Annotated in this window: 14 protein-coding genes; 7 read left to right on the forward strand and 7 right to left on the reverse strand. The window is 71.8% G+C overall.

What is annotated here, in order from left to right; all coding sequences use genetic code 11:
• The first annotated feature begins 240 nt into the window (after positions 1 to 240).
• Both araA and BCR15_RS04895 read left to right on the forward strand, forming a co-directional pair.
• Positions 241 to 1,749: an L-arabinose isomerase gene (gene araA, locus BCR15_RS04890; protein WP_068750957.1), complete on the forward strand. Its 1,509-nt coding sequence runs from the start codon at positions 241 to 243 to the stop codon at positions 1,747 to 1,749.
• Positions 1,750 to 1,801: 52 nt separating this feature from the next.
• Complete coding sequence (locus tag BCR15_RS04895; protein WP_228383468.1) at positions 1,802 to 2,770, forward strand: LacI family DNA-binding transcriptional regulator; 969 nt, start codon at positions 1,802 to 1,804, stop codon at positions 2,768 to 2,770.
• Between the two features lie 14 nt (positions 2,771 to 2,784).
• Here BCR15_RS04895 and BCR15_RS04900 read toward each other — a convergent pair whose 3' ends face one another.
• Genes BCR15_RS04900 through arfA form a run of 3 tightly spaced genes read right to left on the reverse strand, consistent with a single transcriptional unit; the run spans position 2,785 to position 7,685 of the window.
• Positions 2,785 to 5,151, reverse strand: a complete 2,367-nt coding sequence (locus BCR15_RS04900) for a LamG-like jellyroll fold domain-containing protein (RefSeq protein ID WP_068750961.1) — start codon at positions 5,149 to 5,151, stop codon at positions 2,785 to 2,787.
• A 3-nt stretch (positions 5,152 to 5,154) separates the two neighbouring features.
• Complete coding sequence (locus BCR15_RS04905; protein ID WP_068750963.1) at positions 5,155 to 6,192, reverse strand: arabinan endo-1,5-alpha-L-arabinosidase; 1,038 nt, start codon at positions 6,190 to 6,192, stop codon at positions 5,155 to 5,157.
• On the reverse strand, positions 6,189 to 7,685 hold the full coding sequence (gene arfA / locus BCR15_RS04910; protein WP_068750965.1) for an arabinosylfuranosidase ArfA: 1,497 nt from the start codon (positions 7,683 to 7,685) through the stop codon (positions 6,189 to 6,191). The genes BCR15_RS04905 and arfA overlap by 4 nt, the downstream gene beginning before the upstream one ends.
• A 258-nt stretch (positions 7,686 to 7,943) precedes the next feature.
• On the opposite strand from arfA, the gene BCR15_RS04915 reads away from it, so the two are divergent.
• The 5 genes from BCR15_RS04915 to BCR15_RS04935 all read left to right on the forward strand — a co-directional run bounded on the left by BCR15_RS04915 (position 7,944) and on the right by BCR15_RS04935 (position 13,062).
• Complete coding sequence (locus BCR15_RS04915; RefSeq protein WP_068750967.1) at positions 7,944 to 9,290, forward strand: ABC transporter substrate-binding protein; 1,347 nt, start codon at positions 7,944 to 7,946, stop codon at positions 9,288 to 9,290.
• Between the two features lie 63 nt (positions 9,291 to 9,353).
• Complete coding sequence (locus tag BCR15_RS04920; protein ID WP_078919678.1) at positions 9,354 to 10,316, forward strand: carbohydrate ABC transporter permease; 963 nt, start codon at positions 9,354 to 9,356, stop codon at positions 10,314 to 10,316.
• Position 10,317: 1 nt separating this feature from the next.
• Positions 10,318 to 11,166, forward strand: a complete 849-nt coding sequence (locus BCR15_RS04925) for a carbohydrate ABC transporter permease (protein ID WP_068750969.1) — start codon at positions 10,318 to 10,320, stop codon at positions 11,164 to 11,166.
• A gap of 1 nt (position 11,167) precedes the next feature.
• Positions 11,168 to 12,406 (forward strand): arabinan endo-1,5-alpha-L-arabinosidase, encoded by a 1,239-nt coding sequence (locus BCR15_RS04930; RefSeq protein ID WP_068750971.1) that lies wholly within the window; start codon positions 11,168 to 11,170, stop codon positions 12,404 to 12,406.
• Positions 12,388 to 13,062: a DUF624 domain-containing protein gene (locus BCR15_RS04935; RefSeq protein WP_068750973.1), complete on the forward strand. Its 675-nt coding sequence runs from the start codon at positions 12,388 to 12,390 to the stop codon at positions 13,060 to 13,062. Before BCR15_RS04930 ends, BCR15_RS04935 begins: the two co-directional genes overlap by 19 nt.
• 1 nt (position 13,063) lies before the next feature.
• Here BCR15_RS04935 and BCR15_RS04940 read toward each other — a convergent pair whose 3' ends face one another.
• The 4 genes from BCR15_RS04940 to BCR15_RS04955 all read right to left on the reverse strand — a co-directional run bounded on the left by BCR15_RS04940 (position 13,064) and on the right by BCR15_RS04955 (position 20,560).
• Positions 13,064 to 14,083 (reverse strand): LacI family DNA-binding transcriptional regulator, encoded by a 1,020-nt coding sequence (locus BCR15_RS04940; RefSeq protein WP_197971690.1) that lies wholly within the window; start codon positions 14,081 to 14,083, stop codon positions 13,064 to 13,066.
• A 78-nt stretch (positions 14,084 to 14,161) separates the two neighbouring features.
• A complete protein-coding gene (locus BCR15_RS04945) occupies positions 14,162 to 15,001 on the reverse strand; it encodes a DNA-formamidopyrimidine glycosylase family protein (RefSeq protein WP_068750975.1) in 840 nt (279 codons plus the stop codon).
• On the reverse strand, positions 14,994 to 19,562 hold the full coding sequence (locus BCR15_RS04950; protein WP_068750977.1) for an ATP-dependent helicase: 4,569 nt from the start codon (positions 19,560 to 19,562) through the stop codon (positions 14,994 to 14,996). Before BCR15_RS04950 ends, BCR15_RS04945 begins: the two co-directional genes overlap by 8 nt.
• Before the next feature lie 68 nt (positions 19,563 to 19,630).
• The gene (locus BCR15_RS04955) at positions 19,631 to 20,560 is read right to left on the reverse strand and encodes a type IV toxin-antitoxin system AbiEi family antitoxin domain-containing protein (RefSeq protein ID WP_068750979.1); all 930 of its coding nucleotides are present in this window, start codon (positions 20,558 to 20,560) and stop codon (positions 19,631 to 19,633) included.
• Between the last annotated feature and the right edge of the window lie 56 nt (positions 20,561 to 20,616).

The following is a 20,616-nucleotide window of genomic DNA, read 5'->3' on the forward strand; positions in this document are numbered from 1 at the left end:
CCGGACGGCTCCGCCGTCGGGTGCGACCTCAGCGAACGGGTGGGCGCGACCTCAGCGAACGGGCAGGCGCGACCTCAGCGAACGGGCACGCGACCTCAGCGGACGGGCACGCGACCTCAGCGGACGGGTCGTGGGGTGGACACGCACACGGTCTGGCCGTAGGATGTGAACGTTCACATCGGGCCGTGTCGCCACCGAGGATGACAAGGGCCGACGATCCCAATCCCTCAGGAGAACCCCATGCAGAATCCCTTCGACGGCAAGGAGATCTGGTTCCTCACCGGATCCCAGGACCTCTACGGCCCCGAGACCCTGGAGCAGGTCGCCTCGCAGTCCGCCGAGGTCGCCGCCCTCCTCGACGGCGCCGACGCCATCCCCGTCAAGATCGTGCACCGCCCCACGCTCAAGGACCGCGACGCCATCCGCACGGAGATGCTCGCCGCCAACGCCGAGCCCGCCTGCATCGGTGTCATCACCTGGATGCACACCTTCTCGCCCGCCAAGATGTGGATCCTCGGCCTGGCGGCCCTCGACAAGCCGATGCTGCACCTGCACACGCAGGCCTCGATGGGCCTGCCGTGGGACACCATCGACATGGACTACATGAACCTCAACCAGTCCGCCCACGGCGACCGCGAGTTCGCCTACATCGCCTCGCGGCTGGGCAAGGCCCGCCGCACCGTCGTCGGCCACGCGTCGACCGCCGTCGTGCAGGAGAAGATCGGCACCTGGGCCCGCGCGGCCGCCGGCTGGGACGCGCTGCACCACACGAAGCTCGCCCGTTTCGGCGACAACATGCGCAACGTCGCCGTCACCGAGGGTGACAAGACGGAGGCCGAGCTGCGGCTGGGTGTGTCGGTCAACACGTGGGGCGTCAACGACCTCGTCGCCGCGGTGGACGCCGTCGACGACGCCGCCATCGACGCGCTGGTCACCGAGTACGAGGAGCTGTACGACGTCGTGCCCGAGCTGCGCAAGGGCGGCGACCGGCACGAGGCCCTGCGCTACGGCGCGCGGCAGGAGCTGGGCCTGCGCAGCTTCCTGGAGGCCGGCAAGTTCGGCGCGTTCACCACGAACTTCGAGGACCTTGGCGGCCTCAAGCAACTCCCGGGCCTGGCCGTGCAGCGGCTGATGGACGCCGGCTACGGCTTCGGCGCCGAGGGCGACTGGAAGACGGCCATCCTCGTGCGGCTCGCGAAGGTGATGGGTTACGGCCTGCCCGGCGGCGCGTCCCTGATGGAGGACTACTGCTACGAGATGACCCCGGGCAGGGAGAAGATCCTCGGCGCCCACATGCTCGAGGTGTGCCCCTCGCTGACCACCGCCAAGCCGAAGCTGGAGATCCACCCGCTCGGCATCGGCGACCGCGAGGACCCGGTGCGCCTGGTCTTCGACGCCGACCCGGGCCCGGCGCTCGTCGTCGCCATGGCGGACATGCGCGAGCGCTTCCGCCTCACCATGAACGTGGTGACCAACGTGGAGCCCGACGCCCCGCTGCCGAACCTGCCCGTCGCCCGCGCCGTCTGGGAGCCGGCTCCCGACTTCGCGACCTCGGCCGAGTGCTGGCTGATCTCCGGCGCCGCGCACCACACCGCGATGTCGACCGCCACCACCCGCGAGATGTGGGAGGACTTCGCCGAGATCGCCGGCATGGAGCTGGCGGTCATCGACGAGCACACCACGACGCGCGGCTTCGCGCAGGAGCGCCGTCTCGAGCAGGCCTACCATCGCCTCGTCCAGGGCGTCTGAGCCTGACATGACATCCCCGCGGGGCCGGTCGACCGGCCGGCCCCCGGGGATGATGGCGGTGGCCCGTCTGGCGGGCGTGTCCCACCAGACGGTGTCGCGGGTCCTCAACAGCCCGGAGCAGGTGCGCCCCGCGACGCGGGAGCGGGTGGAGGCCGCGATGCGCGAGCTCGGCTACAGCCGCAACCTCGCGGCCCGCGCGCTCATCACGCAGCAGACGGCGCTGCTCGGGGTCGTGTGGACCGGCGCCGGCTACGTCGGCCCGTCCAACACGGTGGCCGGCATCGAGGTCGCGGCGCGGCGCGCCGGCTACGCCACACTCGTGGCGGCGCTGGAGAACCCCTCCGACGACGAGGTTGCCGCCGTGTTCCGCGGGTTCCGGGACCGTGGTGTCGAGGGGATCGCCGTGGTGGCACCCCACGAGGCCATGGCGCGCCTGGCCCGCGAGCACTCCACCGGCATCCCGACCGTCATGGTCGCCGACATGGCGCCGGGCGAGGGCTACCGCGTCGTCTCGGTGGACCAGCGTCTCGGGGGGCGGCTGGCCACCGAGCACCTCATCGCACGGGGGTGCCGCCGGATCGAGCACATCTCCGGCCCACTGGACTGGTTCGACGCGCGCGAGCGCATGGTGGGCTGGCGCGAGGCGCTCGGCGCCGCCGACCTCCCCGTCCCGGCCGTCAGGGTGGGGGATTGGTCGGCCGAATCCGGGTACGCCACCGCCCAGGTGCTCCTCCGCGACGGCGCCCTGCCCGACGCCGTCTTCTGCGGCAACGACGCCACCGCCCTCGGCCTGTTGGCCGGGCTGCGCGACGCCGGCGTCGACGTCCCCGCGCGCATCCGGGTGGTCGGCTACGACGACTCCCTCGGGTCGGGCTACTTCACCCCTCCGCTGACGACGGTGGCGCAGCCGTTCACGGAACTGGGCGGCACGTGCGTGGACGTCCTGGTCGCGGCCATCCACGGCGACGAGCCGGGGCGGAAGCACCTCCCACCCCGGCTCGTCGTCCGCGCCAGCTCCTAGCCGGCGGCCAGCCCTCAGCCGGCAGCCAGCTCGGCCACCTGCGCGTCGGTGAGCACGTCGTCGTAGACGCGCAGCTCGTCCATCAGGCCTCGGTAGGGGAGGTCCCACCAGTTCACGCCGAGGGCGAAGACCGCGGTCGAGTCCTTGAGGACGTCCGGGAACCCCGCGCCCTCGTACACGCGCTCGCCGTCGAGCCAGGCGACGACGTCGCCCGCGTCGACGGTGAACGCGACGTGCGTCCACTCGTTCGTCGGGATCCGCCGGCCGAGATCCGCGTCGTACCAGGCGGTCCCGGACCAGAGCATGGTGTTCCCGCCGACGCCGCCGTGGCCCTCGGGCAGCAGGCTGACCCACGACTCGGTGCTCTGCGCGGCGAAGAAGCTCGTCGTGAACGCCCTGGTCTCGGCGGGGTTCAGCCACAGCGACACCGACCACGTCGGACCGTGCACCAGCCCGTCGGGGAGCCGGACGCCGGAGGCGCCGTCGAACACGGCGGCCTGGCCCGTCACGCCTTCGGCGTAGGTGATCGTCCCGCCCTGGTCGGGGATCTTCGGGCCGGTCACGGTGCCGGTGCCGGTCAGCGTCCCGGTGAGGTCGCCGTCGAAGCCATAGCTCGCGACCAGCCCGGTGCCCGAGCGGGCGGGCACGGTGACCTGGAAGGACACCTCGGCGGTGGCGTCCCCGTTCGTGATCGTCGCGGTGAGGGTGACGACGGCGTCGGCCTCGCCCCGCGCGGGACGGGTGACGTCGCCGTCGGGCGAGATCACGGCGGGCACGGAGCTGGCCCACGCGATGGTCGAGCCCTGTGTGCCCACCGTGGGCAGGAGGAGGTCTGTCGAGGTGGTGTCGGGCAGGTTCAGGTCGTCGGCGACGCGCTGCACCGCCTCGGCGGGCGGCACGAGCTCCGTGCGGACGCCCCAGAGGGCGGCCCCGCTGTCGCGCAGACCGGAGAAGGTCCAGACCCACTCGGCGCGGTTCGGGTCGAACTGTCGGGACAGTTCGGCCTCGATCACGTCGCCGTCGAGGTGGAGCAGGATGCGGCTCTGGCCGTCGCGCTCCCAGGTCCCGGTGAGCGCGCCGGTGACCTCGCCCTCCTGGGTGAGGGTCACCGCCTGGGCGCGGTGCACGTCGGTGTCGATGTCCTTGGGCGCGTGGTCGACGACGGCCCAGGTGCCGACGGCGTCGGCCCGCTTGGTGGCGTCGGAGGCCTCGCCGCCGTAGCGCAGCGGCGCCACGACGGGCCAGCCCTCGGTGTCGAGGAACATCTCGTGCACCCGCACTTGGTGCAGTTCTCCCTGGCCCGGGAAGCGGGTGTGGAAGATGAGGTAGGACTGCCCGTCGACCGTGATGGGCGAGCTGCCGCCGGAGGACACGTAGCCGATGCCGCGCCCGGTGCCGGGATCGCCCGGGACACGGGAGAACTCGTGGTTGCCCATGAGCTTCACGGCGGTGGGGGCGATCGTGGCGTCGTCGAACAGCGGCTTGGTGGGGTCGGCCTTCACTTCGGCCATGTCGCGGCCGGACATGTCGACGTAGGGCCCGTCGGGGGCGGTGGACCGGGCCACGCGCACGTTGTAACCGCCGGTGGCGTCGAGGCCGCCGTAAGTGACGTACAGGTAGTAGTAGCCGGTCTCGGCGTCGTACTGCACGGCCGGACCTTCGATGCGGGCGTGGTTGCCGCCCCACAGGTGCGTGCCGTAGCCCTGGTCGGGCAGGGGGAAGCCGGTGGCGGGGTCAAGCTCGAGGATGAAGATGCCGCCCGAGAAGCTGCCGTAGACCATCCACCACCGGCCGTCGGCGTCGGTGAAGACGTCCGGGTCGACGACGTTGGGGTGGACGGTCGCGTCGTAGACGGTGCCGTCCTCGCTCTCCTCGCCCCACATGCCGGACTTGAGGAAGATGCCCTGGTCCTCGTACGGGCCGGTCACCTTGTCAGCCACGGCGAGCCCCATCGCGGAGCGGGGGGAGTCGCCCTTGCAGGCGTTGTAGTACATGGCGAAGCGGCCGTCGGGCAGCTGCGTGACGTCAGGCGCCCAGAGGGTGTCGGACTGGGCCCACGCGAGGGCCTCCTCGAGCTCCTCGGTGACGTCGTCGAAGATCGGGTTGGCGTCGTTGACGCCCTCGGCGACCTGCTCCCAGGCGACGAGGTCGTCGCTCTTGGCCACCTGCAGGTGGGATCCGAACACGTAGTGGACGCCGTCGACCTCGATGTGGTCGGGGTCGTGCACGGTCGCGTCTGCGAACTCGGGGGCCGGGGGAGTGACGGCGGGCGGGCCGGCGTCCGCGGGCGTGGCGCCGATGAGGGCCGCCCCGACGGCCAGGGCCGCGAGGACCTTGGACCGGCGGGAGGCGGGCACGGGGATCACAACTCTGTGAAACATGGGTCAGGACTCCTGATCTGGTGGGGCGGTGGTGAGGACGGGCCATCCGTCGGGCGACCAGCCCAGCTCGCGGATCGCCAGCTGGAAGTCACCGCCCAGGGATGCGTCGTAGTAGTGGAAGGCCAGGTGGTTGCCGGAGACGGACTGGCCGCCGGGCCCGATGCGGTCGCCGTCGGTGTCGAGCAGCAGGGTGCCGCCGCCCTCGAGCAGGGGAACCCCGTCGGCGTCGAGATAGGGCCCCGACACCTGCTCGGCGCGGCCGACGTTGATGGAGTACGTGCTGTCGGTGCCCCGGCAGCACGAGTCGAAGGAGACGAACAGGTAGTACCAGCCGTCGCGATGCAGCAGGGCGGGTGCCTCGATGGCGTTGGGCGGGAACCCGCGATCGGCGATGGTGACCGGCTCCGCGCCGGCCGGCGGCTTGCCGGAGGGGAAGTCGAGCTCGATGAGCTGGATGCCTCCCCAGAAGGAGCCGAAGGCCATCCACCCCTGGCCGTCCCCGTCGATGATGACGGCCGGGTCGATCGCGTTGTAGTTGGCCGAGCCGTCGGAACTCCAGACCTCGCCCTGGTCCACCCATCCGTCGGACGGGTTCTCGGGGTCGAGGTTCGCGTTGGTCCGCAGCCCGATGGCCGAGGTGTTGGAGCCGAAGGTGGACGCGGAGTAGTAGAGGTACCAGGTGCCGTCGTGCTCGAACACCTCTGGGGCCCAGAAGTTCTCGACGCCCTGGATCTTCTCGATGGCCCAGGTGGGCTCGGTCGACGGCGTCCAGGCGTGTCCTGCGTGGGTCCACGCACGGCCGTCCGGCGAGGTGCGGACCTGGATCGCGCCGAGGCCGACGCGCAGGTCGCCGGTGGAGAACACCATCCACGGCTGGTCGCCGTCGCCGACGACGAGCCCCGGGTCGTGCGTGCGGATGTCGCCGGAGACAGGGATCTCCGTCGCGACTGCGGAGACGGACTTGTCGGCGGCGTCGGGTTGGCACCCGGTGAGGAGCAGCGCGCCGGCGAGCGCGGCCGCCCCCCACTGGGCGATCCTCATCGCGACAGCCTCACCATGCTCCAGGAGATGGCGGGCAACTCGAGCGTGAGCGTCTGCCCGTCGAGCGCGGCGCTGGTGTTGGGGCGGGGGACGACGGTGGTGTCGTCGTCGGGGCCGGCCTGCCAGCGGGGGTCGTCGTGGTTGAGGGTGACGGCCTCCGTGAGCCGGCAGCCGGCCGGGACCTCGATGGTCACGCTGACGGTGTCGGTCTCGTGGCGGTTGACCAGGAAGATGGCGCCCTCGGCCTCGTCCCACGTGGCCACCGCGTCGACGGCCTGCACCGGGCCGAACTCGGCGCTGTCGATGGTGGAGCCGTCAATGATGACGCGCAGGACGTCTCCCTTCGCGTGCGCGGCGGTCAGCGCGAACGGGTGGAAGATCGTCTGCTTCCAGACCGGTCCCTCGGGCTCGGCCATGATCGGCGCGATGACGTTGACGAGCTGGGCCTGGCTGGCCGACCACACGCGGTCGGTGTGCCGCAGCAGCGAGATGAGCAGGTTGCCCACCACGACGGCGTCGGCGACGGTGTAGTTGTCCTCCAGCAGGCGCGGTGCCACCGGCCAGTCGTCGCCCGTCGGGGGCTTCGACGGCGTGCGGTCCTGGTACCAGACGTTCCACTCGTCGAAGGAGATGCCGATGACCTTGTCGGACTTCCGGGCGGCGGCGACGGTGTCGGCGGTCGCGGCGACGGCTGCGATGAAGCGGTCCATGTCCTCGGCGGAGACGAGGAACTCCTGGAGGCCGGCCTCCTTCTCCCAGTAGTAGGCGTGCGCCGAGATCATGTCGACCTGGTCGTAGGCCTCGGTCAGCACGGTGCGCTCCCACTCGCCGAAGGTGGGCATCGACCGCGACGAGGAGCCGCAGGCGACGAGCTCCAACCCCGGGTCGATCATCCGCATGGCGCGGGCGGTCTCTGCGGCGACCCGTCCGTATTCCTCGGCGGTCTTGTGGCCGATCTGCCACGGGCCGTCCATCTCGTTGCCGAGGCACCACATCTTCACGCGGTAGGGCTCGTCCGCCCCGTTGGCACGGCGCTGCTCGGCCCAGTGCGAACCGCCCGGCACGTTGCAGTACTCGAGGACGTCGAGGGCCTCCTGCACGCCGCGGGTGCCGAGGTTGACGGCCATCATCGGTTCGATGCCCGCCTTCCCGGCCCAGGTCATGAACTCGTCGGTGCCGACGGTGTTGGGCTCCATCGAGTGCCACGCCAGGTCCAGCCGCTGCGGGCGCTGGTCGACGGGGCCGACCCCGTCCTCCCAGCGGTAGCCCGAGACGAAGTTGCCGCCGGGGTAGCGCACGGTGGACACGCCGAGCTCGCGGACGAGTTCCAGCACATCGGTGCGGAAGCCGTCCTCGTCGGCCTTCTCGTGACCCGGTTCGTAGATGCCCGTGTAGACGCATCGGCCCAGGTGCTCGACGAAGGACCCGAAGGTGCGCCGGCGGACGGGGCCCACCGTGAAGGCGGGGTTCATGACGAGACGTGCTGTGCTCATGGGGGACGGGCTCCTTCGCCGGTCGTGACTTTCATCGATGTAAATGGATGATGACATGCCCGCCCCGCGAGGTCAAGGGGGCACCGTCAAAGGCGTGCCGGGAGCGCAAAGATCACGATCTGGTCACAGGGACTTGACGTATTCATCGATTACCGTCTACAAATGTCCCAGTGAGAGTTCCAGGGTCGGAAACCTCCCGATGGCCCGCCAAGGAAGGCGGGTTCGCGGCACCGGCCCGATGACATGAAAGGGCCACCAATGTTTGGCAACTTTTCCCGCCGCTCGCTCCTCGGGGGCATCGGCGCGGCCGCGATGGCAGCCGGTCTGGCGGCCTGTGGCGGCGAGACCAGCACGGGCAGCTCGAGCTCTGCCAGCGGCTCCGCCGCCGGCGGCGCGGGCGTCGAGCTGACCTACATGTTCCGCGGCGGCGAGGACGAGCGCAAGGCCTACGACCAGGCCATCGCCGCGTTCGAGAAGCAGACCGGCGCCAAGGTCAAGGTCATCGTGACCGACGCCGACCAGTACCGCACCAAGCTGCAGGCCGCCATCACCGGCAACCAGGTACCCGACGTGTTCTACCTCGAGCAGGGTTCGGTCATGGCGTTCGCCAAGAACGGCATCGTGAAGAACATCACCCCCGACATCGAGGCCGCCGGCCTCGACATCGACCGCGTGTGGAAGTACGGCGTCGACTCCTACCGCTTCGACGGCGACCAGGTCGGCCAGGGCGACATCTACGGCCTGCCCAAGGACGTCGGCCCGTTCTCCTTCGGCTACAACAAGACCATGCTCGAGGCCGCGGGGATCCCGCTGCCCGACAAGGACAAGCCCTACACGTGGGCCGAGTTCCGCGAGGTCGCCAAGCAGCTCACCAAGGACGAGCAGTGGGGCACCGGCCTCAACGTCGTCTGGAACCTGCAGGCGTGGGTCTGGTCCAACGGCGCCGACTGGGCCGACGAGGAGCGCCGCACGGTCACCGTCGACACCCCGGAGTTCGCCGAGGCCCTGCAGGACTTCGCCGACATCCAGCTCGTCGACAAGTCCACCCCGTCGGTCGAGCAGGCACAGACCATGGACACCTACCAGCGCTGGATGCGCGGCCAGATCGGCTTCTTCCCCGTCGGACCGTGGGACGTGTCCACGTACCGCGAGCTCGACTTCGAGTGGGACCTCATCCCTTGGCCCGTGGGTAAGACCGGCGAGACCGCCACGTGGCTCGGGTCGCTCGGCATCTCCGTGTCCAACAAGACCAAGCACCCCGAGCTCGCCACCCAGCTCGCGATGTTCCTCTCCGCCGACGAGGAGACCCAGCGCAGCCTCTACAAGGCCGGCGTCCAGATCCCGAACCTGGTCGACATGGCCGAGGGCGAGTACCTCGACGACGAGCTGGCTCCGGCCAACAAGGAAGAGTTCGTCCAGATCGCCCGCGACTACGGCCGTGCGCTGCCGGCTGCGGAGACCTGGTCGCCCGAGTGGTACGACGACTTCTGGATCGACATCCAGCAGGTCCTCGACGGCAAGGTCACGGCTGCCGACTGGCTCGCCCAGATGCAGCCCCGTATGCAGCAGAAGCTGGACCAGGCCAACATGGCCGCCGGCCGCTGACCCGTATCCACTGATGGGGCGGGGCCCCTCCCGGGTCCCGCCCCTCGTCATCCGAGGACAAGCATGAGTGCCACCACGGCCCCCGCCGCCCCCGCGGCACGCGCGGCCACCGCGTCACCGCCGTCGCCGCCGCCGAAGCGCAAGTCGAAGCTGTACCGTCGCGAACACCTCGTGGCGGCCGCCTTCATCGCGCTGCCCCTGGTCGGGTTCCTGACCTTCGCGATCGGCCCGTTCCTGTACAGCATCTACGCGTCGTTCACGAACTGGAACATGCTGAGCTCGCCGACCTGGATCGGTCTGGCCAACTACCGGCAGGCGTTCGGCGACCCGTACTTCCGGACGTCGCTGTTCAACACGTTCTTCTACATGATCGGCATCCCGATCGGGCTGGCGCTCTCCCTGACGCTGGCGCTGGCCATGAACCGGCGCATGCCGGGACAGTCCTTCTTCCGCGCCATCTACTACGTGCCGGTCGTGTCGTCCCTGGCGGCGGTGTCCATCCTGTGGCAGTGGGCCTACAACGGTGACTTCGGCCTGGTGAACCAGGCGCTGGAACTGATCGGCGTCGACGGCCCGAACTGGCTCATGAACGTCTCCACGGTGAAGCCGGCGCTCATCATCATGGCGATCTGGAAGGGCCTGGGCTACTCCATGCTGCTCTACCTCGCCGCGCTGCAGAGCGTGCCGCGCTCCCTGTACGAGGCGGCTGAACTCGACGGCGCCAGCTCGATGAAGCGGTTCTGGCACATCACGCTGCCCATGGTGCAGCCGGTCACGTTCTTCCTCGTGGTCACCAACATCATCGCCGGCTCGCAGATCTTCACCGAGATCAACATCATGACCCCGACGGGCGGCCCGGAGTTCAGCTCCGCCTCGGTCGTCTGGTACATCTGGCGCCAGGCCTTCTCCAACCTCCAGATGGGGTATGCGTCCGCGATGGCCGTCCTCCTCGGGATCCTGGTGTTCCTCATCACCGCGTTCCAGTTCTGGCTGAACGCCCGCAACGCACACGAGGGGGTCGACTGACATGGCCAGCAACGCCAAGAGGCGCTACCGCACCGGCAACATCATCGTCGCGGTTCTGCTGCTCATCGGAGGCATCGTCATGGTGGCCCCGCTGCTGTGGATGATCTCCACGTCGCTGAAGACCCGCGAGGGCGTCTTCGCCCTGCCGCCGGAGTGGATCCCGCCCATCCCGCAGTGGGACAACTACGTGCGGGTGTGGACCGCGGGCCCCCTGCTGTCGGGCATCAAGAACTCGCTGATCGTGTCGCTGTCGGTCACGATCGTGGGCTCCCTCACCTCGACGCTGGCCGCCTTCGCGTTCGCGAAGCTGCGCCTGCCGGGCAAGGACTTCATCTTCCTGTTCATGCTGGCCGGGTTGATGATCCCCTTCCCGACCCTGATGATCCCGCAGTTCGTGATGTTCGCCGGCCTCGGCTGGGTCGACACCCTGCTGCCGCTCATCGTGCCCGGCCTGTTCGGCAACATCATGATGATCTTCTTCCTACGCCAGTACCTGGGCAGCGTGCCCGATTCGCTGATCGAGGCCGCGAAGATCGACGGCGCGGGCTACCTGCGGATCTTCGGCTCTGTGGTGTTGCCGCTGATCCGGCCGGCCATCGCCGCCCAGTTCATCCTGTGGTTCATGGCGGTCTGGAACGACTACCTGGCCCCGCTGATCTACCTCAACACCCCCGAGCGGCAGACGCTGCAGGTGGTCATCGCGAACTTCAACGCGAACTACGCGATCCAGACCGACTATCCGCTCATCATGGCCGCCTCGGTCATCGCGCTGATCCCCGTCTTCGTCATCTTCCTCGCGTTCCAGCGGCAGATCATCGAGTCGGTGGCGCTCACCGGAACGAAGGGCTGACGTGGAGCCGGACTACCTCACCGCCGTCTCCGACGGCACCGCGGACCCGGGGGCCTGGGGCGCGCACGACCCCACCGTCGTCGACGCCGGGGACGGGCGGTGGCTGATGTTCTCCACCGACACCGCCGTCGCGGGCGCTCCGGGTGTGGGCGTTCAGATCCGCCAGTCGCGCGACCTCGTCGAGTGGTCCTGGCTCGGGCACGCCTTCACTGGCGTGCCCAGCGAGGCCGCCGACTGGAGCGGTGCCACAGGCATCTGGGCCCCCGAGGTCGTCCGGCGCGGCCACGAGTACCGCATGTACTACTCGGCGAGCTCCTTCGGCTCTCGGACGTCCGCCATCTCCTTTGCCACGGCGCCCTCAGCCGCGGGGCCGTGGGAGCACCGGGCCGTGGTCGTCCGGACGCAGCACGAGCGGGACGTCGTCAACGCCATTGACGCGGCGGTGGTCGTCGACGCCGAGGGCGCCGACTGGCTGCTGTACGGGTCGTTCTTCGGCGGCCTGCGGATCCTCCCGCTGCGCCCCGACGGTCTGCCGGCCGAGCCGGGCGACCTCGGCACACCCGTCGTCCGCCGGGCGGCGTCGATCCACGGCGCCGTCGAGGGTGGCCACGCACTGTGGGACGCGGAGTCGGCGACCTACGCGCTGTTCTGCTCCTTCGACTCGCTCTTCGACACCTACAGCGTCCGGGTCGCCCGGGCGGGCGCCATCACGGGTCCGTACGTGGACCACGCGGGACGCGCCCTCGTCGACGACGGGGAACCGCCCGCCGAGAACGGCCTGATGATCGTGGCCGGCTACGAGGCCCCCGACGGCCGGCTCTGGCAGGCCCCCGGGCACAGCTCGCACCTCGTCACAGAGTCCGGGCGCTTCCTCGTCCACCACGTCCGCGACGGCGCCGAGCCGACCCGGCACACCGCCCACCTCCGGCGGCTGCTGTGGACCCAGACGGGATGGCCGCTGGCCAGCCCGCTGCCGTACGCCGGTCCCGCCGTCGACGACACGCCGGATCTGGCCGGCGACTGGCTGGTCTACCGGCTCGAACCGGGTCCCGATCTCATCCGACGCCCGAGCCGGCAGACGCTGGCGGCCGGCCAGCTCGACGCCCTGGCGCTGCACGGGCGCGGTAGGGTCACCGTCGACGGAAGCGACCTCGACGCCGTGCTGTTCGTCGAATCCCACGGCGTCGCGTTCGCCGGCATCGACGAGCGGAGCGTGGTGGTGTGGGGGATCAGGGCCTGAGGCGGCCGCGTCGCGCCGGATCCGACGACGGCGGCTGGTCACACGTCGCCATGCGCTGGTTGACCCGGCTCACGCAGCCGGTGGAGATCACGCTGTGCTGGGCAGTGGGTGTGCTGGCCGGCGGCGTGATCCTCGGCTGGCTGCCGGCCGGCGTGGCCGCGGGCGCGGTCCTCTCCCGGCTCGGCACCCCCGACGCGAGCGCCTCCCCCGTCGGGGAGTTCTTCCGCAGCTGGCGGCGCCACCTGTGGCGGGCAAACGCCGTCGGGTGGCCTGCCACCGTGGCGCTGCTGATCATGGCCGTCAACATCTGGGTGCTGTCGCGGGGCGGCGAACCGTGGATGCCCGTCGTCCTCGGCCTGACGCTCCTCCTGGCCGCGTGGCTGATGCTGGCCACGGGGTACCTGATGGCCCTCCTCGACCGGCCGGCGCTCAGCGGCGCCCCGGCCTCGTCCCTCTGGCGGCTGGCGCTGGCCATGCCGGCGCTGTCGCCCGGCACCTCCGCCGCGTGGGTGGTGACGGTGGCAGCACTGCTCGTGGTCGCGGTGGCCGTCCCGCCGGTCGGGCTGCTCTTCGGCCCCGGCGCGTTCGCCTGGGTGACCGGGTGGCTGACCCGGCGGGGCCTGGAGTCGGCCAGCGTCGTCGGGTCCGAGGGCTGACTCAGCCCGTCGACTCGCGCAGCACTACCTCGAAGTCGGCGTAGACCCGCTGGATGGGGCGGCGGTGCTCGGGTGCGGCGTTGGCCTCCCCGATCCGCATCTCCAGCAACTCGATCGCGCGCCGCGCGATCTCCTCGCGCCCCGGGGACACGGTGCTGAGGGTGGGGCGCGTGTAGGCGGCGTCCTCGATGTTGTCGAAGCCGATCACCGCGACGTCGCCGGGAACCTCGATCCGGTGCGCGTGGAGGCTGTGCAGGACACCCATCGCGAGCGCGTCGTTGAGGGCGAAGACGGCGTCGAACGGCTCCCCGGAGTCGATGAGCTCGTCCGTGGCCTCCGCCCCGGTGCTGCGGTGCCACAGGACGGTCGTGCGGACCAGGTTCTCGTCGACGGGGATCCCGGCCTCGGTGAGGGCCGTGCGGTAGCCCTGCTCGCGCAGCGCCGCCGAGCCGACGACCTCCCCGGGGTGGGCGCCCACGACCGCGATCCGGCGGCGGCCCGACTCGATGAGCCGGCGCGTCGCGGCCTTGGCCGCCTCCACGTTGCTCATGGTGATGTGGTCGTTGGTGGAGCCGAAGACGCGCTCGCCGAGCAGGACCAGCGGGAAGTCCACCTTGAACAGGTGGATGTCGTCCATCCCCAGCGCCAGCGGCGAGAAGATCAGCCCGTCGGTCATGAAGCGGCGCTGGCCATGCAGGACGTCGATCTCGCGGTCGCGGTCCGCGTTGGTCTGTTCGATGAGCACGCGCAGGCCCACCTTCTCCGCCTCGACGATGACCGAGTCCGCGAGTTCCGCGAAGTAGGGCAGCTTCAGCTCGGGCAGCGCCAGGCCGATGAGGCCGGTGCGCCCCTTGCGCAGGTTGCGGGCGGTGACGTTGAGCTCGTAGTCGAGCTTCTCGATGGCCTGCAGCACCTTCTTGCGGGTGCTTTCGCTGACGTGCGGGTGGGCGTTGACGACGTTGGAGACGGTCTTGGCCGAGACACCGGCGAGGAGTGCGACGTCGCGCATCGTGGCGGCCACGACCCACCTCCTGGTAAACGATGATCGTGCAGAGATGATCTTGTCACATCGCGGTCGGGGGCGCAGCGGAGGGCCGCGTCAGCCGGGCAGCGGCTGGCACGCGGGGCACCACCAGATGACGCGCTCCTGGCCCGCGCGCGGATCCGCGACGGTGTCCGCCCCGCCCAGCGTCCCGCCGCGGATCGCGGTGCCGCACCGGCGGCATGGCCTCCCCTTGCGCCCGAACACGAAGCTGGTGTGCCCCGGCCTGTGGTCGCCGGTGAACGTGCGCACCGGGCTGGTCAGGTTGCCGCGCATGACTCGGCCCACGAGGTCGACGACAGCCTCGGCGTTGAGGGCGTCCGCGCGGGTCGCGGGATGGGTGCCGAGCAGGAAGCACAGCTCGGCCCGGTACTCGTTGCCGATGCCGGCGACGATCCGCTGGTCGAGGAGCGCCTCGCCGAGGCTCCGTCCGGCCGCGGCGGCCTCGGCCAGCCGGCGCACCGCCTCGTGGCGGCCGGTTGGGGACCACCGGCCGGCCGTCGACCAGTCGTCGGCCAGCGGGTCGGGGCCCAGGTGCGCGGTGCGGGACGCGTACTCCGCGGCAGGCCAGAGCTCGATGAGCCCGAGGTCGTGGCCGACGAGCTCGACGCCGCCGCTCACCCGGATGACCACGCGCGCGGTGTGGGCGGGCAGGGACCAGCGGGTTCCCGCGGGATGGATGCGCCAGGTGCCGTCCATCCGCAGATGCGTGTGGAGGATCGTCTCGTCGCACAGCCAGAAGAGATGCTTGCCGTGCGGCCAGACGCGCCGCACCGTCGTGCCGTTGAGGGTGGCGGTGGCCAGCTGAGGGACCCGGAAGTCGGTGCGCTCGATCGTGCGGCCGACCAGCGGCTGCAGGCGGTCGGAGAGGCGCAGGACCGAGTCGCCCTCAGGCACGGCCGGCCTCCAGCGTCAGCCCCTTGGGCGAGAGGCGCGCGCCGGCCGCCCGCATCACGGCCTCCAGCCCGGAGGCGCCGGCGCGGTCGCCGTCGATCTCCTCGATGCGCAGCCGCTCCATGCGTCCCTCGGCGATGGCGGCGAGCAAGGCGCGGGTGACGAGGGTGGCCCGGTCGGCGCGCGTGTCGTCGTCGGCGAAGAGGGTGAGCACCCGGCCGCCGCGGGTGAGATGGGCCAGGCAGAGCCCGTCGGCCAGCACCACGAGGGCGCCCGCGGCCCGGGCGGGGCGGGCGCTCGGGTGCTCCGGCCAGGGCAGCACACTGCCGTACGGATTGGCGGGGTCCAGCGCGGCCAGCACGATCGCGGCCGGATGCTCGGTCCCAGAGGGCCACGCCGCCCGGTCGGGCGAGTCCGCGAAGCCGCGGACGAGTTCGAGCACCTCCCGTGTGGTGAACTGGGCGCCGCCCAGCCCCTCCACGACGTAGCCGCGCAGGACGGTCCCGGCCAGTTCCAGCTCCGAGAGGAGGCGGTAGGCGGCCGCGAATCCGCCGGGGGTCCCGTCGGCGGTCACGCCGCCGCGGGTGACGACGCCCTGGCGCTCCAGCCATGCGGAGGCGGTCGCGATCGCCGCCTCCGCCGGCGGCAGCTCCGGGTCGCGGACGCGGTACCAGCGCCCCGCGCCCGACGGCGGGGTGAGGGCGCCTCCCGCCATCAACAGCGAGCGGGACGGACGCGGGAGCCGGGCGCGCCGGCGCGGGGCCGGCCGCGGGGCGCGGTGGGCGCCGCGGGCGCTGCCGCCGATGCGGGCGCGCACGGCCGCCATCGACGCCGGCGCGATGGCACCCTCCTCCGCGGCGCGCCACAACGCCTCCGTGACCTCAGCGGTCGTCCCGCCCAGGGCCGCGTGGAGGGCCGCGAACGTGCCGTCGCCGTCGGCCAGGGCCCGGGCCACGGCCAGTGAGTCCTCCGACGGAGCGCCCTCGGCCGGGCCGAGCAGGTCCAGGTCCCCGGCGGGGACGAGCGCGATCAGCGGATCGTTGGCGCCGGCGGACCCCCGCACGCGGATCACGACCTCCGACTCCGCGAGGAGTGCGTCGAGGTGGGCGGGGGAGTAGCCCGCTAGGCGTGCGGGGAGCACGTGCGTCTCCCAGGCGCTGGCCGGCAGGACGGCCCCGGCAAGGCGTTGGAGGGTCAGGAGCACCTCGTCGGGCGTGGAGGAGGGGCGGTCGTCGAGCTGGTGACTGGCCGCGAGGAAGCGCGCGTAGGCGCTCTGCGACACGGGCTGCAGCTCACGGCGGGCGGCGGCGAGGCTGCGGGTCCGCAGCCGGCGCAGCACCTCGGGGTCGACGACCTCGGTCTCCGTGGCGCCCGGGGTGAACCGGCCGGAGGTCAGCCGCCGGCCGGCGATCTCCCGGTCGAGGATGAGGGAGACCGTCGCCACGCCGAGACCGAACGCGGCCGCGACCTCGGCGGCGGTGAACGGGCCGTGGGTGCGCGCGTAGCGGGCGACGAGCTGCGTCAGCGGGTCCCGGCCCTCCGTCGTGGCCGGCGCCGTGTGGCCGGCGGGGACGGGGACGCCGAGGGCGTCGCGCAGGAGCCCCAGGTCGGCGGCGGCGACCAGGTGCGGCTCGCCGGCCACCCGCACCACCGCGACCCGCCCCGCCACGGCGGCGATGGCCGCGTCGACGTCCGCGAGGGTCACGCGGTCCGGGAGGTCGGTGAGCGGGATCGGGCCCAGCAGGCGCGGGAGCTCGGCGAGGTCGTCGGCAGTGGCGGCGCGCCGCTCGGGCGCCGTGTGCTGCAGCTCAGCGACCACCTGGGCCACGACGTCCGGGTCGAGCAGTTCCCGGAGGTCGAGCGTGCCGAGGGCGGCGGCCAGCAACTCGGGGTCCATCGACAGCATCGCGGCGCGGCGCTCGGCCAGCGGGGTGTCGCCGTCGTACAGGAACGCCCCGGTGTAGCGGAACAGGATCGTCGCGGCGAACGGGCTGGGCTGCTCGGTCGTGACCTCGACCAGCCGCACCCCGCCGGAGCGCAGCCCGCGCATCAGCTCCACGAGGCCCGGCAGGTCGTAGACGTCCTGGGTCACCTCGCGGACCGTCTCGATGATGATGGGGAAGCGGGGGTGGTGCCGGGCCACCTCGAGCAATTGCGCGGCCCGCTGCCGCTGCTGCCACAGCGGCGCGCGGCGCCCCGGGGTCCGGCGGGGCAGGAGCAGGGCGCGGGCGGCGCACTCCCGGAACCGGCCGGCGAACAGCGCGGTGCCGCCGACCTGCTCGGTGACGATGGCGACGACCTCGTCGGGGTCGGCCAGCAGCAGCTCGGGGAGCCGGTCCGCGGCCTCGCAGTCCGGGAGACGCAGGACGACGCCGTCGTCGGAGGCCACCGGCTGGACGTCGACGCCGGCCGCCCGCGACAACGCCTCGGCCATCAACAGCGACCAGGCCCCGAGCAGGCGCCGGCCCAGCGGCGAGTGCACGACGACCCGCCAGTCGCCCAGCTCGTCGCGGAACCGCTCGATCACGACCGTCGAGTCGTCGGGCAGCGCCCCGGTGGCGGCCCGCTGCTCGGCCAGGTAGGTGGCGAGGTTGGCGGCGGTGTTGGCGTCCACATGCCCGGCGTCCAGGCGGCGGGGGTCGCGGGCGGCCTCCTTGAGGAACCTCCCGATGTCGCGGCCCAGCTCGGCGGGGCGGCCCTCGTCGTCGCCGCGCCAGAACGGCAGCCGTCCAGTGCGCCCGGGGGCGGGCGTCACGCGGACCTGGTCGCGGGTGATCTCCTGGATCTGCCAGGCCGAGGCGCCGAGGGTGAACACGTCGCCGACGCGCGACTCGTAGACCATCTCCTCGTCGAGTTCGCCCACCCGCCGGGCCCCCTGCTCGTCCCCGGCGAGGAAGACGCCGAACATGCCCCGGTCCGGGATGGTGCCGCCCGACGTCGCGGCGAGGCGCAGCGCGCCGGGCCGGGGATGGAGCCGCCCGTCGTCGCCCAGGACCAGGCGGGCCCGCAGCTCCCCGAAGTCCGCCGACGGGTACGCGCCGGTCAGGAGTTCGACGACGGAGTCCAGCAGCGCGCGGTCCAAGCCGGCGTACGGCTGGGAGCGGGTGACGGTGGCGTACCAGGCGTCGACGTCGAGGCCGGTCTCTCCCGCCGCCGCGGCGGCTGCGACGGTCTGCTGGGCCAACACGTCGAGTGGATGGCGCGGGATCCGCAGCTCCTCGATGCGGCCGGCGAGCATCTGTTCGGTGGCGACGACCGCGGGAGCCAGGTCGCCGCGGTGCAGCGGGTACACGTCCCCGACGCTGACGGCGCCCACGACGTGGCCGGCCCGGCCGATCCTCTGCAGCGCCCCGGCGACCGTCGGCGGGGCCCCCACCTGGATGACGCGGTCCACGGCGCCCATGTCGATGCCGAGCTCGAGCGAACTGGTCGCGACGACGCAGCGGAGCTCGCCGGACTTGAGCGCGCCCTCGATCTCGGCGCGCGCCTCCTTGCTGACCGACCCGTGGTGCGCGCGGGCGATCACCGCGGGCGCGCCGCGCGACACGTCGGAGGCGGCCATCATCTGGGCGGGCGGCCGGTCCGGCGTCGCCGGGAGCGTGTCCGGCGCGTGGCGGGCCGCCCAGATCTCGTTGAGCCGCGCCGTCAAGCGCTCCGCCACCCGGCGTGAATTGGTGAACACCAGCGTCGACCGGCCGCCGATGACGGCGTCGTAGACCTCCTGCTCGATGTGCGGCCACAGCGACGAGCCCGACGGGGCGTCCACGCCCAGCGTGTCGGTGCCCGGGCCCGCGAGCAGCGGGTCGACGGGCGTCTCGGCACCGGGGGCGGGGCCCGGGTCCGTGATGTCGGCCACGGGCAGCCGGACGTGCACGTCCCACTCCTTCGCCGTCGGCGGGGCGACGACGGTGACCGTGCGGTCTCCCCCCAGGAACTGGGCCACCCGCTCGATGGGCCTGACCGTCGCCGACAGCGCGACGCGCTGCACGTCGTTGCCGACGAGCGCGTCGAGCCTCTCGAGGCTGAGGGCCAGGTGGCTGCCGCGCTTGGTGCCGGCCACCGCGTGGATCTCATCGACGATGACCGTCTCGACGCCGGTCAGTGTGCTGCGGGCCGAGCTCGTGAGCATGAGGTAGAGCGATTCGGGCGTGGTGATGAGGATGTCGGGGGGCCGGCGCAGCAGCGCCGCCCGCTCCCGCGACGTCGTGTCCCCGCTGCGGACGCCGACCGTCACGTCGGCCGGCGGCAGGCCCAGCCGCTCGGCCGTCACGCGCATCCCGGTGAGGGGGGCGCGGAGGTTGCGCTCGACGTCGACCCCGAGCGCCTTGAGCGGCGACACGTACACGACGGTGGTGCCGGCCGTCCGGGGGCGCGCCGCCAGGCGGTCCAGGGCCCACAGGAACGCGGCGAGCGTCTTGCCCGATCCGGTCGGGGCGACGACGAGGGCGTGATCGCCGCGGGCGATGGCCGTCCAGGCCTCGACCTGCACCGCCGTCGGGGCGGCGAAGACGGCACGGAACCACTCGCGCGTGGGCGCGGAGAAGGCGTCGAGCGCGTCGGTCATGTGGGCCAGTGTGCCACTGCCCCCCGACGGCCCGGTGAGGGTTTCTTGGCTGTAGTCACCCACGAAAGTCACACTGGAGAATCGGTGGGGCAGGCGCGGCAGCGTGACACGGTTCCAGTCCACCCTCGGGCCGACAGGGCGGCGGCGAGTTGGGCGGCCACCGCACAGGGGCTCGTTTCGACCGCCCACCATCCGTACCGCAGAGTCACCGCGCCGAGGCGCAGCGCGTGCTCATTGTCGCGCCACATGTCTTTCGACCAGTTCGTGTGGTCACGCATGCCGTCCAATTCCACGAAGAGTCCCTCCGCGGGGTAGACGCCGTCGACTCTGCCTGAGTGTGTCCATTCCTGACGGCGAGGCACGGGAAGCCGGTGGGGCTCCAGAACCCTGGTGTGGAACCGCCACTCAAGTGCGCTCTCGATGCCGCTGTTGGCATGGCTGACAAGACGACTGAGGGTGCTCGAGTGGCGCGTAGGCCCCTTGATCCTCAGCGTCTCAAGTAGCCGTGACGGGGTAGTGCGGCGGTTCGCCAGTGCCGATGCCACGGCCGATACCGTCGTGGTCTCGTCGCTCTCGTCCGCGAGGTCGCACAAGGCCACCTCCTCGGGAGAGGTCCGGCTTGGTGCCCCGCGTCCGCGTCGATCGCCCCGCCGGAAGCGCACCTGGATAGACGCCACGTCCAGGGGACTCCGCTGTTGAAGCGTCCAGACCGTCACCCTCCCTGGAGTGTCTCGGAGGAAGCCGTGCAGGTAGCAGGCCGCGGCGCCGCTGATCGCAGCCGAGCTTCCGCCGCGCAGCACCCCCACCCACAGGGCAGCTTCGAACGTTGTTCCTTCCAGCAGATAGAGCTTGGGGGCGATGGTGATCCAGCCCTGCCGGAATCGTCGCCGAACATCAGGGCTGACCCCAGCTGCTGTGAGCTGCGCGGCGGACAGGACGCCGGCCTGACGGGCGGCGAGAGCGGTCAAGGAGTCGGGGAGTTTCTGCCGTGGGCGCATGGGGCCACCCTCCGCCGTCGGCCGTCATCGGACAAGCAGTGCGCGCTGTAGGGACG

The organism is Tessaracoccus lapidicaptus (genome assembly GCF_001693815.1).
Lineage (GTDB): Bacteria > Actinomycetota > Actinomycetes > Propionibacteriales > Propionibacteriaceae > Arachnia > Arachnia lapidicapta.

Bases quoted from the DNA above. Each gene is read 5' to 3' on its own strand.
- arfA (WP_068750965.1), bottom strand. From the start codon at position 7,685: ATGAGCACAGCACGTCTCGTCATGAACCCCGCCTTCACGGTGGGCCCC.
- BCR15_RS04955 (WP_068750979.1), bottom strand. From the start codon at position 20,560: ATGCGCCCACGGCAGAAACTCCCCGACTCCTTGACCGCTCTCGCCGCC.
- araA (WP_068750957.1), top strand. From the start codon at position 241: ATGCAGAATCCCTTCGACGGCAAGGAGATCTGGTTCCTCACCGGATCC.
- BCR15_RS04905 (WP_068750963.1), bottom strand. From the start codon at position 6,192: ATGAGGATCGCCCAGTGGGGGGCGGCCGCGCTCGCCGGCGCGCTGCTC.
- BCR15_RS04950 (WP_068750977.1), bottom strand. From the start codon at position 19,562: ATGACCGACGCGCTCGACGCCTTCTCCGCGCCCACGCGCGAGTGGTTC.
- BCR15_RS04895 (WP_228383468.1), top strand. From the start codon at position 1,802: ATGGCGGTGGCCCGTCTGGCGGGCGTGTCCCACCAGACGGTGTCGCGG.
- BCR15_RS04915 (WP_068750967.1), top strand. From the start codon at position 7,944: ATGTTTGGCAACTTTTCCCGCCGCTCGCTCCTCGGGGGCATCGGCGCG.
- BCR15_RS04920 (WP_078919678.1), top strand. From the start codon at position 9,354: ATGAGTGCCACCACGGCCCCCGCCGCCCCCGCGGCACGCGCGGCCACC.
- BCR15_RS04925 (WP_068750969.1), top strand. From the start codon at position 10,318: ATGGCCAGCAACGCCAAGAGGCGCTACCGCACCGGCAACATCATCGTC.
- BCR15_RS04900 (WP_068750961.1), bottom strand. From the start codon at position 5,151: ATGTTTCACAGAGTTGTGATCCCCGTGCCCGCCTCCCGCCGGTCCAAG.